16 protein-coding genes and 1 tRNA gene are annotated in these 15,320 nt (G+C 45.6%); 11 read left to right on the forward strand and 6 right to left on the reverse strand.

Features of this window, described 5'->3' with window-relative positions; genetic code table 11:
* Nucleotides 1-12 precede the first annotated feature (12 nt).
* From ACQY3H_RS02395 to ACQY3H_RS02405, 3 genes are all read right to left on the reverse strand, one after another.
* Nucleotides 13-558 carry a type IV pilin protein gene (locus ACQY3H_RS02395; RefSeq protein ID WP_428074480.1) on the reverse strand — a complete coding sequence of 182 codons (546 nt, stop codon included), beginning with the start codon at nt 556-558 and terminating at the stop codon, nt 13-15.
* A 100-nt stretch (nt 559-658) separates the two neighbouring features.
* Nucleotides 659-1,573, reverse strand: a complete 915-nt coding sequence (locus ACQY3H_RS02400) for a magnesium transporter CorA family protein (RefSeq protein ID WP_428074482.1) — start codon at nt 1,571-1,573, stop codon at nt 659-661.
* A gap of 21 nt (nt 1,574-1,594) precedes the next feature.
* Complete coding sequence (locus tag ACQY3H_RS02405; protein WP_428074484.1) at nt 1,595-3,100, reverse strand: protein kinase domain-containing protein; 1,506 nt, start codon at nt 3,098-3,100, stop codon at nt 1,595-1,597.
* 82 nt (nt 3,101-3,182) lie between these two features.
* On the opposite strand from ACQY3H_RS02405, the gene murI reads away from it, so the two are divergent.
* From murI to ACQY3H_RS02420, 3 genes are read left to right on the forward strand one after another with little or no spacing between them, the layout of a single operon-like run.
* A complete protein-coding gene (murI, locus tag ACQY3H_RS02410) occupies nt 3,183-3,983 on the forward strand; it encodes a glutamate racemase (RefSeq protein WP_428074486.1) in 801 nt (266 codons plus the stop codon).
* Entirely contained in the window at nt 3,980-4,672 is a 693-nt protein-coding gene (locus ACQY3H_RS02415) for a polyphenol oxidase family protein (protein ID WP_428074488.1), read from the forward strand. The genes murI and ACQY3H_RS02415 overlap by 4 nt, the downstream gene beginning before the upstream one ends.
* A gap of 26 nt (nt 4,673-4,698) precedes the next feature.
* The gene (locus tag ACQY3H_RS02420) at nt 4,699-5,625 is read left to right on the forward strand and encodes a GGDEF domain-containing response regulator (RefSeq protein ID WP_428074490.1); all 927 of its coding nucleotides are present in this window, start codon (nt 4,699-4,701) and stop codon (nt 5,623-5,625) included.
* Nucleotide 5,626: 1 nt separating this feature from the next.
* Here the strand turns inward: ACQY3H_RS02420 and ACQY3H_RS02425 are convergent, their stop codons facing one another.
* The 3 genes from ACQY3H_RS02425 to ACQY3H_RS02435 all read right to left on the reverse strand — a co-directional run bounded on the left by ACQY3H_RS02425 (nt 5,627) and on the right by ACQY3H_RS02435 (nt 7,488).
* Nucleotides 5,627-6,193: a type IV pilin protein gene (locus ACQY3H_RS02425; RefSeq protein ID WP_428074492.1), complete on the reverse strand. Its 567-nt coding sequence runs from the start codon at nt 6,191-6,193 to the stop codon at nt 5,627-5,629.
* Between the two features lie 143 nt (nt 6,194-6,336).
* Nucleotides 6,337-6,891 carry a manganese efflux pump gene (locus tag ACQY3H_RS02430; protein WP_428074494.1) on the reverse strand — a complete coding sequence of 185 codons (555 nt, stop codon included), beginning with the start codon at nt 6,889-6,891 and terminating at the stop codon, nt 6,337-6,339.
* 30 nt (nt 6,892-6,921) lie between these two features.
* The gene (locus ACQY3H_RS02435; RefSeq protein WP_428074496.1) at nt 6,922-7,488 is read right to left on the reverse strand and encodes a manganese efflux pump MntP family protein; all 567 of its coding nucleotides are present in this window, start codon (nt 7,486-7,488) and stop codon (nt 6,922-6,924) included.
* 23 nt (nt 7,489-7,511) lie between these two features.
* Here ACQY3H_RS02435 and ACQY3H_RS02440 point away from each other — a divergent pair, with 23 nt between their 5' ends.
* The 8 genes from ACQY3H_RS02440 (at nt 7,512) to ptsP (ending at nt 15,320) form a co-directional block, all read left to right on the forward strand.
* A complete protein-coding gene (locus ACQY3H_RS02440) occupies nt 7,512-8,774 on the forward strand; it encodes an L-serine ammonia-lyase (protein WP_428074498.1) in 1,263 nt (420 codons plus the stop codon).
* Nucleotides 8,775-8,846: 72 nt separating this feature from the next.
* A tRNA-His gene (locus ACQY3H_RS02445) sits at nt 8,847-8,923 on the forward strand.
* A gap of 20 nt (nt 8,924-8,943) precedes the next feature.
* Nucleotides 8,944-9,705: a glycosyltransferase family 2 protein gene (locus ACQY3H_RS02450; RefSeq protein WP_428074500.1), complete on the forward strand. Its 762-nt coding sequence runs from the start codon at nt 8,944-8,946 to the stop codon at nt 9,703-9,705.
* Complete coding sequence (locus ACQY3H_RS02455) at nt 9,702-10,490, forward strand: polysaccharide deacetylase family protein (RefSeq protein ID WP_428074502.1); 789 nt, start codon at nt 9,702-9,704, stop codon at nt 10,488-10,490. Before ACQY3H_RS02450 ends, ACQY3H_RS02455 begins: the two co-directional genes overlap by 4 nt.
* A gap of 93 nt (nt 10,491-10,583) precedes the next feature.
* Nucleotides 10,584-11,501: a 1-phosphofructokinase family hexose kinase gene (locus ACQY3H_RS02460; RefSeq protein WP_428074504.1), complete on the forward strand. Its 918-nt coding sequence runs from the start codon at nt 10,584-10,586 to the stop codon at nt 11,499-11,501.
* Nucleotides 11,498-13,411: a PTS fructose transporter subunit IIABC gene (locus tag ACQY3H_RS02465; protein WP_428074506.1), complete on the forward strand. Its 1,914-nt coding sequence runs from the start codon at nt 11,498-11,500 to the stop codon at nt 13,409-13,411. The genes ACQY3H_RS02460 and ACQY3H_RS02465 overlap by 4 nt, the downstream gene beginning before the upstream one ends.
* Before the next feature lie 9 nt (nt 13,412-13,420).
* Entirely contained in the window at nt 13,421-13,678 is a 258-nt protein-coding gene (locus tag ACQY3H_RS02470; RefSeq protein ID WP_428074508.1) for an HPr family phosphocarrier protein, read from the forward strand.
* A gap of 4 nt (nt 13,679-13,682) precedes the next feature.
* Entirely contained in the window at nt 13,683-15,320 is a 1,638-nt protein-coding gene (ptsP, locus tag ACQY3H_RS02475) for a phosphoenolpyruvate--protein phosphotransferase (protein ID WP_428074510.1), read from the forward strand.

The following is a 15,320-nucleotide window of genomic DNA, read 5'->3' on the forward strand; positions in this document are numbered from 1 at the left end:
CGGGGTTTTTTATTAAAGTTTGTATATCTTAAGCGTTCCGCCCAATTGTTCGGCAGCCCAACGGTACGTTTCTCCCGTAATTTCCTGTCCGCCCATACTCTTACATACTTGATTGGCTACCTTATCAGTTGCTAATGCCAAACACCGCGTTTCATTGGGATGAGCGGAATTTTCGGCCCACCGGAGATATCCGTTCTTTGTATTTGTATTTCCCCCAAAGATATTGGGCGTTCCATAATCCAGTACATCAAATATGACACCATTGGGGCATCTGATTCCATAAGAAGTAGAAGCACCTGAACAATTAGCAGGAGCCTCTATCACCCAACCCAAATCTTCCCCGGAATCTGCCGGGTATCCACCATTGGATAAATAATAAAGTTCCAATGATTTTTTATAACCGTCCACAATCGGTATCAAAGCCGATAAACGGCTTTTGGCTACGGCTACCTGATACTGCGGCAACGCTACCGCCGCCAGTATGCCGATAATAAGCACAACGACTAATAATTCTATCAGCGTAAAACCACTCGCAGAGTTCTGCATATGTTTTGTCATAAAAGGTCTCCTTTTCAAAAGGGTTGCGTAAATTGAAGAAATTATCACAACAAAACCCGCGCCAATTTTTTTGTTTCGGGAATCGCCCATCCGGCGAGTACTACCAATTTTTGTGGCGCCAATAGATCATTACCAGCCACACCAAAATCAAACAAATTCCCATCAGCATCCAAAATGCGTCGGGATGGCCGGCCAGCGGGAGTGCCACGTTCATACCGTACGCACTAACGACTAATGTAGGCACCATCATCCAAATGGTAATGACGTTTAATTTTTTAATTAACAAGTTAAGATTATTACTTACAATAGAAGCACGCGCACCCAAGAGTTGCGCTAAAATGTTGGAGTGGATATCGGCTTGTGTTTTGCATTGCATATTTTCCACAATCATATCATCTAGCATTTCCTCATCGCGTTCTTCAAAACCGATACGCGCTGACAGGTTACGCATTTTCTCAAACACAAATCCGTTTGATGTAATGGCTTCGGCGTAGTACACCAAACTTTTTTCCAAACTAAACAGATTGAGCAGATAAGTATTATCCATTGATTCCGTCATTTTATCTTCAATTTCTTCGGAAATCATATGAATAATACGCAAGTGTTCCACGTAATGGGAAATTGCATTATAAACAAGTTTCAAAAAAATCTCTTTAATGGAATTAACGGCTAAAAACCGCTTACCCACAAAAAGCGGGATATCATCCGCCAGAACAACAATCAATTTGTCTTCAAATAAAAACATCCCTACGGAAGCGACCTTAAATTCCAACTGGTCTTTGCCGGAATAATTTTTAGGACGTTTGTAAATCATTACAATATGTTCCGGCTCAAACTCCAAACGCGGGAGTTCATCGGGGTCTAATGCGGAAGAAAGCGTATGCTCATCAATTTGGTAATTATCCACCAAAAACCGTTGTTCTTCGGCCGTCGGATTAGTATAGACATACACTTGTGCTTTATCGTTGTCCGTCTCTTGTAATTTTTTGGCTGAGATAATATATTTTTTAAGCATAGTATCTTCCTAATTACGCAATTAGTAATGCGTCTGTTCTAAATTTTCCTGCATTGGCTCAATGGCCTTTAAGCGGCTCCAAAAATCGTCAATAGATTGGATACGTTCTTTGGGATCTTCTTTAAGGGCATCTTCCAACAATGCATCCACTTCTTTGGGCACAAACGGCGCCAGTGTAGAAGCCGGTACAATCTTTTTATGGGCGATATCAAACCCTTTGACCGTCCACGGCACTTGTCCGACAAGTGCTTCATACAAACAAATAGCGAGCGAATAAACGTCCGATTGTTTGCGCATAAATCCGCGTTGTTGTTCCGGGGCCATATAAGCAGGAGTTCCGGCCACTGTCCGCGCGCCGGTTTCTTGATCCACCACCCGTTTGGCCACCCCGAAATCCATGACCTTGGCTTTGTTGTCGCCGTAAATCATAATGTTACCGGGTTTCAAGTCACAATGCACAATGTCTTGCGAGTGGGCATAATGCAACCCGCGGCAGACATATTCAAAAATTTGCTTAACCGCCGAAAACGGCAACCGTCCGTCAATATCTAACCGGGTTTCTAACGTTTGTCCGTCCACATATTCAAACACTAAATAGAGGGAACTTTCCGACTCAATAACCGTATAAATTTCCACAATACAAGGGTGACGCAACAACGCCACCATTCGTGCTTCGGCCAAAAATTGTTCACGCACATAAGCGCTGCGTACCAGTTCCGGTCGGACACGCTTAATAGCCACTTTACGTTTCAGGGCTTTATCGTACGCCTCGTACACTTTTCCCATGCCGCCTTCACCGATTTGACGGATAAAATCGTACTGCTCTTTCACTTCCACTTCCCGGCGAGAAAACGCATTTTTCGGTTTGCGGAAAACATCTTCATACCGCCAATACACATACAACAAAATGGCTACGATTACCGCCAAGAAATAAAGCACAATCCACAACGACGCGGAAGAACGTTGCGCCGGGGCTTTTTCTTCTTTTTTCGGTGACGCTAAAAAGAGTTTTGCATTCAGTTGGTCGCGTAATTTTTGGGCGAGTTTGGAATTGGGTTTTAATTTTTGTGCAATATCCAAATCGATTTGGCAACGTTCATATTTGCCTTGTTGGAAATACGCCCCCGCGCGCAAGATATACGCACGAGCGTCTTGCGGGGCAACGGCAATGGCTTGTCCGGCGGAATAAATGACATCATCATACTTGCCGAGTCCGTCATAAGCAATCGCCAAGAGCAAATAAAAACGGTTATCCAAAAAATTTTGATTCGTTAGTTCATTGATACGGCTAATAACTTCCGTAAATTTTTTTTCGCGTAATTGTTGATTTAAGGAAGCGATTTCTTCATCGCGTGCTTCTTGATCAAACACCGGCGTGGAAATTATATTATCGTTAGAAGAAAAACTCCCCCCAATTAATAGCGGCGCAGAAGCCGGCGCAGTAGACACAGCGACACGCGGCGCAGCAAACAAGCCCGCGCTTACACTGAGCAAACAGCACGCTAAAAGGAGTTTTTTCCCTTGCATATAGATATTCTAGCACAAAATTACCGCTTATCGGATATTTTTTTCGTCAGCAAGTCCGGTAAATAATTCATATAATATAAGCATGAAGAAACAAGCCATTGGAATTTTTGACTCCGGCCTGGGCGGATTAACGATTTTACAGGCGGTGCGCCACACGTTGCCGCACGAAGATTTAATTTATTTCGGGGACAGTGCCAACGTACCTTACGGCTCTAAATCCAAACAAACTGTTACCCGTTTTTCGTTAGACATTGCCCGTTTTTTAGAAGAGCAAGGCGTTAAACTGATTATTGTGGCGTGTAATACCGCCTCGGCATTGGCACTTACGCAACTGCGCAAACAATGCCACGTGCCGGTACTTGGCGTATTGGAACCGGGTGCGTTAAAAGCCGCCCAAACTACCCGCAACGGCAAAGTAGCCGTTTTGGGAACGGAAGCCACCGTTAAGAGCGAGGCTTACCCTAAAGCCATTTTGAAATACCGCCCCCGTACAAACATTATCCAACAAGCCTGTGCTTTATTTGTTCCGCTGGTGGAAGAAAATTGGGCTAACACTCCCGCTACCCGGTTAGTGGCGCAAACATATTTAGCCCCTGTTATCCGCCACCGATGCGATACCGTCATTTTAGGTTGTACGCACTATCCGGTACTTAAAAAAGTGATTGCGGATATTCTCGGCCCCAAAGTACAGTTGGTAGATTCAGCCGAAACATTGGCGCAAGCCGCACAAGAATTTTTATACACGCATCACCAACAAGCCACCACAGGGCGCGGCAAACTGACTGTTTATGCCAGTGATGACCCCGCCCGGTTCAAACGTTTGGCTTCCTGTTTGCTAGCAGATGACATCGGCACGGTCCGCTTAAAAAAATTAAACGCATGACCATATATACCGACAACCGTTTACTATCGGCAGGTTTAATTGGCGGAACGCTCTCTCGTCACCGCGGCGATATGCGCGATATCTCCCGGCAAAATGCCGTTTATACTGATTTATCTATCCCTTCCGAAAAGATTTTACACTTTCATCAAATTCATAGCGACACGCTTATTTCTATCACAAGCGAACAAGAGGCCACCCGTTTGGTAAATGCGCCCGAAGCAGATGCCGATGCGTGGCTGCTTACCGTTTCCGGTTGGGGGGCGGCTATTCAAACTGCCGATTGCGCTCCGCTATTTTTATTTGACGAACAAGGCAAAGCCTTTGCATTGGCCCATTGCGGGTGGCGAAGCGTAGTAAAAAAATTACCGTTCAAAACAGCGCAAGCGCTTAAACAAACAGGACTTTGCGGCAAAATTTTCGGGTGGATCGGACCGCATATTCAAGTATGTTGTTTTGAAGTGCAAGAAGATGTAGCCGCGCAATTTTCCCCCACCAGTTTGCACCGCAAAAACGGAAAAATTTTTGTCAATTTGAATTTAGAAATTATTAGTCAGTTGCAAGAAGCGGGCCTGTCGCCCAATGACATTAAAACGCCCTATTATTGCACTTGCGGTGATGAAAAAAATTTCTTTTCGTGGCGGCGCGACCACGTTCGCCAAAATTTACTTTCATTTATTTACAAACCGTAAGCGGAAAATGTTACAATAAAAGCACTATGGAAAATGCAAAAATTTTACTGGCCGACGATTCACACGCTATTCGCTTTTTAGTATCCGAAATTTTAACTAATGCCGGATTTACCGTCATTGAAGCCGAAGACGGACAAGAAGCCCTTGAAAAAACATACAAAGAAAACCCCGATTTATTGATTTTGGATTATGAAATGCCCAAAAAGAACGGGTTTGAAGTGGTGCAGGAAGTCCGCAGCCGCACCGGTTATTTGCATACACCTATTATCATCTTTACCGCCAATACCGAAAAAAACACCAAATTAGAAGGGCTCGGTATGGACATTGACGATTATTTAACCAAACCCGCCGACGAAGACGAAATCGTTGCGCGCGTGCGGTTACTGCTTAAACGTAACAAACAAAAAATGGACTGCAACCCGCTTACACGCTTGCCGGGAAATCCGTCCATACAAGCCCGCGTGGAAAACGAAATTGCCAGCGGAAAAACGTTTGCGGTGCTGTATTGCGATTTAAATAATTTCAAATCGTTTAACGATAAATACGGTTTTGAAGCGGGCGACCGCGTGTTAAAAACAACGGCTGATATTTTAGTACAAGCCGCCAAACAAGATCCCAATGCTTTTGTAGGGCATATCGGCGGGGATGATTTTATTATCGTATGCGCCTTTGAATATGCGGAAAAAATTGCCCAAGAAATTACCCGCCGCATTGATGAAGTCGCCCCATCGTTTTATAACGAAGAAGACCGCCAACAAGGTTTTATGTTAGGGCATAACCGCAAAGGAGAAGCCGAAAAATTCAACTTTTTGGCTATCGGTATCGGCATTGTGCATAACACCAAACGCCCGTTAGAATCGTTTGCGCGCGTGAGCCACATCGGAGCGGAACTTAAGGGTCTTGCCAAACAACACACCCAAGGCAGTTACTACGTATTAGACAGACGGGGATAAATTAAGGCAATCTATATACTCTTTCGTGAGGGTAAGAAGTTTTTGCACCGTTAAATATTTTTTGGCAATAACTTCCAGCCGCTTTTGCGAACACAGGTTCTTCTATACATAAAATTTCATCTAAAGGGACTTGTTCATCCGTCAAAGAATTTTGCTTGGACCACTGCCATTGAAATGAGCCGCCACGATATGGCCCAGTCAGACGTTCCATACGAACAGCTATATTTTTGGCACTATCATTAGAAAATACAATATTCCAATCGGTTCCGGCATAAACATTTTGATAATTTGAAATCCATACGCGGGTGTTTCCCGTCCATGATGGAATCTTAATATCTACATCCAAATCATCTAAATTGCTTGGCCAATTACCCGAAGATAAGTAATACACTTTCCCGGCTTCTCCTACACTTTTAAGTAATGCAAGGGCTTGAACGGCTTTACTTTTTTCCACCGCTTTTTGATATTGTGGCAACGCCACGCTTGCTAAAATACCAATAATCAAAACCACCACTAATAATTCTATTAATGTAAAACCTTCTAAATGGCTCGGTATTTGTTCTTTCATACAAGGACTCCTTTTTTAATGATTTGTATCTTTTTATAAAATATAACAAAAAAAAAAACAATGTCAAGCATTTTCTGAAAAAGGACAAAAAAAGCGGACAAACCCAAAAAGTTTGTCCGCATTTTTAATAAACAAAATATCCGCTACACAATAATCAATCTAACCGCCATCACAATTAAAATAATTCCGGCAACAAGTTCCACTTTTTTACTGGCAATCGTTTTGGAATTCGGGTTGCCCAAGTGAAAACCCAATAACGTCATACCAAATGTGATAAGCGCTAAAAAGACAAATTGCGGGAAGAAAGCCGTATCCATTGTTTCGGCGGCATATCCCACCAAAAACGCATTGAACCCAATTAACGAAGATACTTTTAACAGTTTAGAGGTGTTGCCGACTTCGGTGGTGCGGAAACTCGGTGATTTTTCAATAGACTCTAACATAAATTTAATACCGAGTAACAACAAGAACGCAAATGCCACCCAGTTGTGTGCAAAATACACCCAATTGCGAAAGAAAATCATACTGATAATATATCCAAGCGCAAAGCCCAACGTATTAAATCCGGCAAAAAACAATGCCAGTTTAATAGAGAAAACACTTCTGTCTGTGGTGATATTCATGGCAGACATGTTAGCGCTGACCATATTATCTACGCAAATACAAATAAAAATAATAATTACCGATATAATACCCATACGCACCTCGCTAGTTAAGATACCTGCATTCTACCAAATGCCCAGCCCTTCAAGCAACAACTTTACACCGAGCAGGATTAACACCACTCCCCCCACCATTTCCATACGTTGCCCGAATTTTTTTCCAAGCCACATGCCGAAATAAAACCCGATCCAACTTGTTATAAATACAAATACTACCATGGTTGCGGCCATCAATCCCCAAGGCATTTGCGTCGGGGCGAGCCCCATACCCACCAGCCACGCATCTATGCTGGTGGCTACCGCCAACAACACTAATGATTTAATATCCCACGAGCGGAAGGTTTCTTCCGGCTCGGTTTTCGGGCGGCCTTCCCAAATCATATGTCCGCCTATCCATATAAGCACGCCAAACGACACCCATACCGCATAGGCATGGAGCAGTTTTCCTACCTCTATACCTAACAGCCACCCCACGCTAAGCATAATAAAATGTGCTAAAGCAAAAGCGCTGCTGGCTTTAAGTTCATCTCGCCACGGGACGTGCCCGCGCGCGGCGCACCCGGCGGCAACCGTTACGGCTAGGTTGTCCATGCATAAACTTAAAGCAATCAATACCACCGATACGAAAATCATAGAATTATGATATCATTTTTAATATGGAATCTCTAAAAGAACTGTATAAAATCGGTATGGGGCCGTCCAGCAGTCACACGATGGGCCCGCGCAAAGCGGCTGAAAACTTCAACCGCACCTATCCGCAAGCCGTCTCTTTGCGGGTAACGTTGTACGGCTCGCTGGCCGCTACCGGCAAAGGCCACTTGACCGATTTTACCGTCAAAGAAGCATTTTATCCTAAACCCGTTACTATTTTATGGGAGCCCAACACTTTTTTGCCGCGTCACCCCAACGCTTTAAAATTAGAAGCGTTAGACCAAGCCGGACACATATTGGGCACCCAAACCGTTTACAGCGTAGGCGGTGGAGAAATTCGCACCGATGATAATTTTGACGAGCCGCGCCAATCGGTTTATCCGCATAAAAACATGGAAGAAATTTTGGATTATACTTCCCAACATAAAATGCTCTTGTGGCAGTATGTGGAAGAATGTGAAGGTACACAAATTTGGGATTACTTAAAAACCGTTTGGCAAGCCATGCAAGATACCATGAACCGCGGACTTCAAAAACGCGGCGTTTTGCCCGGCTCGCTTAATTTAGAACGTAAAGCCCAACGCTACTTATATAAAGCGGAAACTTCGCCGAGATATGTGCGGCGTATCAACAATTTATTTTCTTACGCGCTTGCATGCGCGGAAGAAAACGCTTCGGGCGGACAAGTCGTAACCGCGCCAACTTGCGGCTCGTGCGGCGTAGTACCGTCTGTCTGCCGCCTACTCAAAGAAATTTATGAATTTGACGATAGCGTCATCTTGCACGCGTTAGCCACCGCCGGACTGATGGGCAATTTAGCCAAAACGAACGCCTCTATTTCCGGAGCGGAAGTAGGGTGCCAAGGCGAAGTCGGCGTAGCGTGCGCCATGGCCGCGGCGGCTTCGTGCCAATTGGAAGGTGGCGACAACTGCCGTATCGCGTATGCCGCCGAAATGGGGCTTGAACACCACTTAGGTTTAACGTGCGATCCGGTGGACGGACTGGTGCAAATTCCGTGCATTGAACGCAACGCGCTGGCCGCGTCGCGCGCGTTAGATTGTGCAACGTATGCGCTCATGTCCGACGGCGACAACCGCGTCTCGTATGATGACGTACTTGCCACCATGATGCAAACAGGACTTGATATGCACCATGATTATCGCGAAACATCGCGTGGAGGCCTAGCCCGGTTTTTCAAGAAGCATTGGCTTAACGTCAAACGCAAAACAAAAACGTTTGCGCGCAAACGTCGCAAAAACAAAAAATAATTCGTCTCAGTTTTATAGGGCAAGTTGCCCCGAACTCATTTAATTTGGTAAAATATAGTACCGAATTTTATGGTGGATGTAGCTCAGCTGGTTAGAGCGCCGGTCTGTGGAACCGGAGGTCGCGGGTTCAAATCTCGTCATCCACCCCATTTTTTTATACAACTTTTGTATGGAAAACACTTCGCCTATTTCACTTTTTATTATCGCGCATAATGAAGCACACCGTATTGCGGCGTGCATAGAAAGCACCCGCGGGCTGGTACGCGAAATTATTGTCATTGATGACTTTTCCACCGACGACACCGCAAAAATCTCCCGCGAATTAGGAGCACAAGTTTTTCAGCGTAAATTTGACGGGTTTACCAATCAAAAGAATTTTGCGCTTTCTAAAGTGACTAGCCCTTGGGCGCTAAATTTAGATGCGGACGAACGCTTAAGTCCGTCACTTAAAGAAGAAATTACCCAAGCCATACAAAATGAAAATATCGCCGGATACGAACTTCCGTTTTGCAATTATTTTTTAGGCCAAAAAATGCGCTTTAGCGGCTTAAACAAAGAAAAACATTTACGTTTAGTACGCACGCAACAGGCCCGGTATGTCGGCGGACTTGTACACGAAGGATTAGAAATCGGCGGGAAGATTGCCTGTTTAAAAAACCCCGTCAATCATTTTTCGTATGATACCATAGAAGCGTATTTTACGAAATTCAATTCTTACACTTCTCTCGCCGCCGAACAAATGCACAAAAACGGTAAACGCTTTTGTTTATGCAGTCTGCTTCTCCGGTTGCCATTTGAGTTTTTGAAACGCTATGTTATCAAATTGGGTTTTTTAGATGGCGTACGCGGGCTTTTATGGGCGACCTTTTCCACTTATTACGTCTTTGTAAAATATATGAAATTGTGGCAACTGGAGCAAAAATCTAAATGAGTTGGGCTTGGGCGTTACTCCTGGTAGGTATCATTTATTTCTTTTGGAAATATCCGGCCTTGCGCCGCACCTGGTATTGGCCACCACGGCGCGGACTGGTTGCCTTTATGTATCACCATATCCGTCCGTTACCCGAAACACCCGACGGGGCGGATCCGTTTTCCGTTTCGCCGGAACTGTTTGAAAAACAACTGTTGTTTTTGAAACAAAACGGCTATACGGCTGTTAGCGAAGCAGAAATCGTACACGCTTATAAAACCGGGGAAACAACTGTTCAAAAACCTGTTTTACTAACCTTTGATGACGGCCACGCGGATAACTACACGACTCTTTTCCCCTTGCTTAAGAAATATCAAATACCCGCGCTTATTTTTTTGATTACAGATAGTATCGGTACCCCCGGTTATTTAACGTGGGAACAAATAAACGAAATGAAACAAAGCGGTCTTGTTTCATTTGGCTCGCACACCTGTTCACATCGGCGGCTACGCAGTTTATCCGACGAAGAAATTGAGCAAGAAGTTATTAAGAGCAAACACGTTTTGGAAGAAAAACTCCACACTCCCGTATATAGTTTTTGTTATCCGTTTGGTGCAGGCGGATTTGATAAACGTGTGCGTCCGCTCATATTAAAAGCCGGATACCTGCTTGATTTTAGCACCCAAAAAGGGGTTAACCCCTGGCCTTGGAAAGGGAAATCTTCTTTACGGCGCGCTTTCCCGCGCGGGGGCGAAAATTTGTGGGAATATCACTTGCAACTGACCCGCGGGCGCAGCCGGTTATAAACTTTTCCCATCTACTTCTAAAAAATACTTGTTCGGAGTTATAGAATTGATATAATCTATGTAGCACAGGTTTCTTAACCGGATGCTCTATTTATGATTTATACAGTTACTTTTAATCCGTCTTTAGATTATGTGATGTTTCTCCCCACTCTCAACGTTGGGGGTGTAAGCCGGGCCGAACGGGAAGTGATTTTCCCCGGTGGCAAAGGAATCAATGTAGCGGTAGTGCTTGAACGGCTGGGGCATGCGTGCACTGCTTTGGGTTTCAAGGCCGGATATACCGGAGAAACCATTTTGTCTATGTTGCGCGGTCATTTACCCCGAGTAGATTTTATTTCACTGTCCCAGGGGCAAAACCGCATCAATGTCAAAATCAAATCTACCCAAGAAAGTGATGTCAACGGACGCGGGCCCGAAGTTCCCGCCCCGTATATAGAAAATTTACTTCATAAATTAAACCAACTCCAACCCAATGACGTGCTTGTTCTATCCGGGGCCGTCAGCGCCGGAGTTTCGTCCGATGTCTATGCCCGCATCGTTGCGCAACTGCAACCGCGCGGAGTATTATGTGTAGTAGATGCCGTCGGTCCGTTATTAAAAGCCGCCTTGCCTTTCCGCCCGTTTTTGATTAAACCCAATGCCGCCGAACTTGCGCATCTGTTCGGGGTAACTATTTCAAACGAAGAAGAACTTTTGCAGTATGCCCGCAAAGCCCAAGAACAAGGCGCGCAAAACGTGTTGGTATCTTGTGCCGAAAACGGGGCTTTGCTCCTGACCGAACAAGGACAAGTCCTGCGCGCGCCTGCCGTGACATTAACCGGCCCGGTAGTCAATTCGGTCGGGGCCGGTGACAGCATGGTAGCCGGATTTTTAGCCGGTTGGCTCCATACACACCGTTATGATGTTGCTTTACAATGGGCCGTTGCCGCCGGCGGAGCCTGCGTGATGAACGAATGGCTTCCGGAGAAAAAAGACATTTTGGCTTTTATACCACAGGAGAAAACAGCATGAAAATTACCGATTTAATTACCCCTACCGCCATCCGGTTAGGAGCGACTTGTACCACAAAACAAGACGCCCTCATCCAAATTACCCAACTCATGCATGCGCAAGGGAATTTGAACGATTTGGAAAGATACCGACAAGCCGTTTTTGCCCGTGAACAAGAAAGCAGTACCGGCGTAGGGGAAGGAATTGCTATTCCTCATGCCAAAACGGCTGCCGTCGCGCGGCCCGGTTTAGCCGCCATGACGGTACCGAACGGTGTAGAATTTGATTCGTTAGACGGTGCGCCTGTGCACTTACTATTTTTAATTGCCGCGCCGGACAATGCCGCCAATACTCATATTGATATGTTAAGCCGGCTCTCCACCTTACTGATGGACGAAAATTTCCGTGCCCGTCTGCTAGCCGCTAAAACGCCCGAAGAATTTTTACAAGAAATTGACCGCACCGAACAGGCCGCTTATCCGGCAGAAACGCCGAAGGCTCCGGCGACGTCCGCTACTTATGATGTATTAGCCGTTACTGCGTGCCCCACCGGAATTGCCCATACATTTATGGCCGCCGAAGCCTTGGAAAAAGCCGCTAAAAAAGCGGGCATTTCACTCAAAGTAGAAACGAACGGATCCAGCGGCATAAAAAATGCATTAAGTGCCGAAGAAATTGAACAAGCCAAAGCCATTATCGTTGCCGCCGATAAAACGGTAGAAACCGCTCGGTTTGACGGTAAAAAAGTTATCTTTACACAAGTAGCCGAAGGCATCCACCACCCCGCCGAATTATTAACCCGCGCGGTGCAAGGTGAGGCCCCTATTTTTCATGCAGAAAAATCGGTACGCTCGGTAGAAACACAAACAGATAACGCATGGCGTAAAATTTATAAACATCTGATGAACGGGGTATCCCATATGTTGCCGTTTGTTATCGGTGGCGGCATTTTAATTGCGCTCTCCTTTTTGGTGGACGGAGAAAATACCGCTACGGCGCAATTTGGCACCGGAACACCGCTGGCCGCTTTCTTAAACCAAATCGGCGGACTTGCGTTCAGTATGATGTTCCCGATTTTAGCCGGATATATTGCCCTGTCCATTGCAGACCGCCCTGCTTTAATGCCCGGTATCGTAGGCGGATTACTCGCCAAAACCGGATTTTCAGGCTATTTACCGCAAGAATTATGGCAACCGTCCGGCTTTTTAGGAGCGTTGGCCGCCGGATTTATTGCCGGGTATCTCATGCTCGGCTTGAAAAAACTCTGCAACCGTTTGCCCGCCACGCTGGAAGGTATTAAACCCGTACTCATTTACCCCGTTGTAGGGATTTTGGCTATCGGGGCTATTATGGCCTTTATCATCAATCCACCCATGGCTTGGTTTAATACGGCTATTAACAGTTTCTTGGCCAATTTAAGCACCGGTAGTAAAGTAGTATTAGGGTTTGTATTAGGGGGCATGATGTCTATTGATTTCGGCGGCCCGATTAACAAAACCGCTTATGTTTTCGGTACGGCGGCGCTAGTCAGCCAACAATACGAAATTATGGCTGCCGTTATGGCGGGCGGCATGGTACCGCCGCTGGCGATTGCTCTAAGCACCTTGTTCTTTAAGAACCGCTATACTCCCGCAGAACGTCAAACAACTGCCGGGAATTTTGTCATGGGCCTATCGTTTATTACCGAAGGGGCTATCCCGTTTGCCGCGTCCGACCCGTTACGCGTGATTCCTTCCTGTGCGTTAGGTTCTGCCGTAGCGGGGGCACTGAGCATGTATTTTGGTTGCGGCTTACCAGCGCCGCACGGTGGTATTTTTGTGGTAGGAATTATGACGCACGCCACTCTTTTTATAGTATCATTAGGAGTAGGGGCTTTAGTCGGTATGGCATTACTGGCCCTACTTAAAAAGCCGCTCCCTGCGGGAAAATAAGGAGAATGTATGAAAGAATTTACCTATGTTATCCAAGATCCGGCTGGCATTCACGCCCGCCCGGCCGGTATTTTAGTTAAACAGGCCAACACCTTCAAAAGCACAATCCGTATTACCAAGGCCGACAAAGTGGGTGACTTAAAACGTATTTTTTCCGTCATGGCATTGGGCGCCAAGCAAGGCGATACCGTCACCCTACATATAGAAGGCGAAGACGAAGAACAAGCCGCCAGCGCTATTGAAGCGTGCTTAAAAGAAAATTTCTAAAAGTATGAAACAACTTCAGGGTTTAGGCGTTTTCCCCCAATTAACCATCGGGCCGGTATATGTTTTTCGCCCGGCCACATGTGACGTTACCGCTGCGCATATTACGGAACCGGAAAATGAATATGCCCGTTTTGACACAGCACGCCGCCAAGCCCAAGCAGAATTACACCAACTCTATCAAAAAACATTAGATAAAAACGGCGAAGAAAGCGCCGCTATTTTTGATATTCACCAACTCATGTTAGACGACGCAGATTTTTTGCAAAGTGTCCGCGATTTTATTTATAACGATACCTATAATGCCGCCTATGCCGTAGAAAAAACGGGTGAAAAATTTGCCCAACTTTTTGCCCAAATGGACGACGATTATATGAAAGCCCGCGCCGCAGATGTGCAAGATATTTCGCATCGGGTAGTGCGTATTTTATGCGGCAAAACAGATACACCGGATTCATTACAAACGCCGTCTGTCATTGTAGCGGAAGATTTAACTCCCAGCCAAATTGTACTTTTTGACGAAAAATATATTTTAGGTTTTGTAACAGCCAAAGGGACGGCCAATTCACACGCGGCTATTTTAGCACACACCAAAGGGCTGGCGGCCATCGTTTCCATGGGGCCGGAAGTGTTATCATTAGTCAACGGACAAACGGTTATTTTAGATGGAGAACACGGCACCTTGACCGTTGATCCGGACACTACAACTCTTAAAAAAGCCCAACAGCAGTTACAAGCCCAACAGAAACAACAAGCGGCTTTACAAGCACTCAAAGGAACGCCCGACCAAACCAAAGACGGGCGGTCGGTATTACTTTATGCTAACGTCAGTACCGCGCAAGAATTACACGATGCACTCCAAGCCGATGCGCGCGGTATCGGCTTATTTCGCACGGAATTTTTGTACTTAAAATCCGCCACGTATCCCACGGAAGAAGAACTTTTTAACGTCTATCGGGACGTAGTCCAACACATGCAAGGCAAACTCGTTGTTTTCCGCACCTTAGATATCGGTGCGGATAAAACCGCTCCGTATTTTAATTTGCCCGATGAAGAAAATCCGGCGCTTGGGTTGCGCGCTATTCGGTTGTGTTTAACTCGTCCGGAATTATTCAAACCCCAACTGCGTGCTTTACTGCGCGCATCGGCCTTTGGTAAAACGGCTATTATGTATCCGATGATTGCCTCGGTGTCCGAAGTTCAACAAGCCCAAAATATATTGGCGCAAGTCAAACAGGAACTTCGTCAAGCCCGTATTGCTTTTGATGAAAATATCCAAACGGGAATTATGATAGAAACCCCCGCCGCCGCACTTATTAGTGATGAACTGGCCCCGTTAGTAGATTTCTTTAGTATCGGAACCAATGATTTAACACAATATACCTGCGCGTTAGACCGTCAAAACCAGAATTTATCGGTTTTTACCGATACACACCACCCGGCCGTACTCAAATTGATTGCCTTAACGGCCAAAAATGCGCATGCTGCCGGAAAATGGGTGGGAATTTGCGGAGAACTGGCTGCCGACAGAACATTAACTAAAACTTTCTTACAGATGGGCATAGACGAATTATCGGTTTCGGCGCCGTTCATCTTGCCGCTACGGCAAGCCATACAGCAAACAGACTTACGCCAAGCCGACTAA

The sequence above is a fragment of the Candidatus Avelusimicrobium luingense genome (assembly GCF_902757105.1).
Classification (GTDB): domain Bacteria; phylum Elusimicrobiota; class Elusimicrobia; order Elusimicrobiales; family Elusimicrobiaceae; genus Avelusimicrobium; species Avelusimicrobium luingense.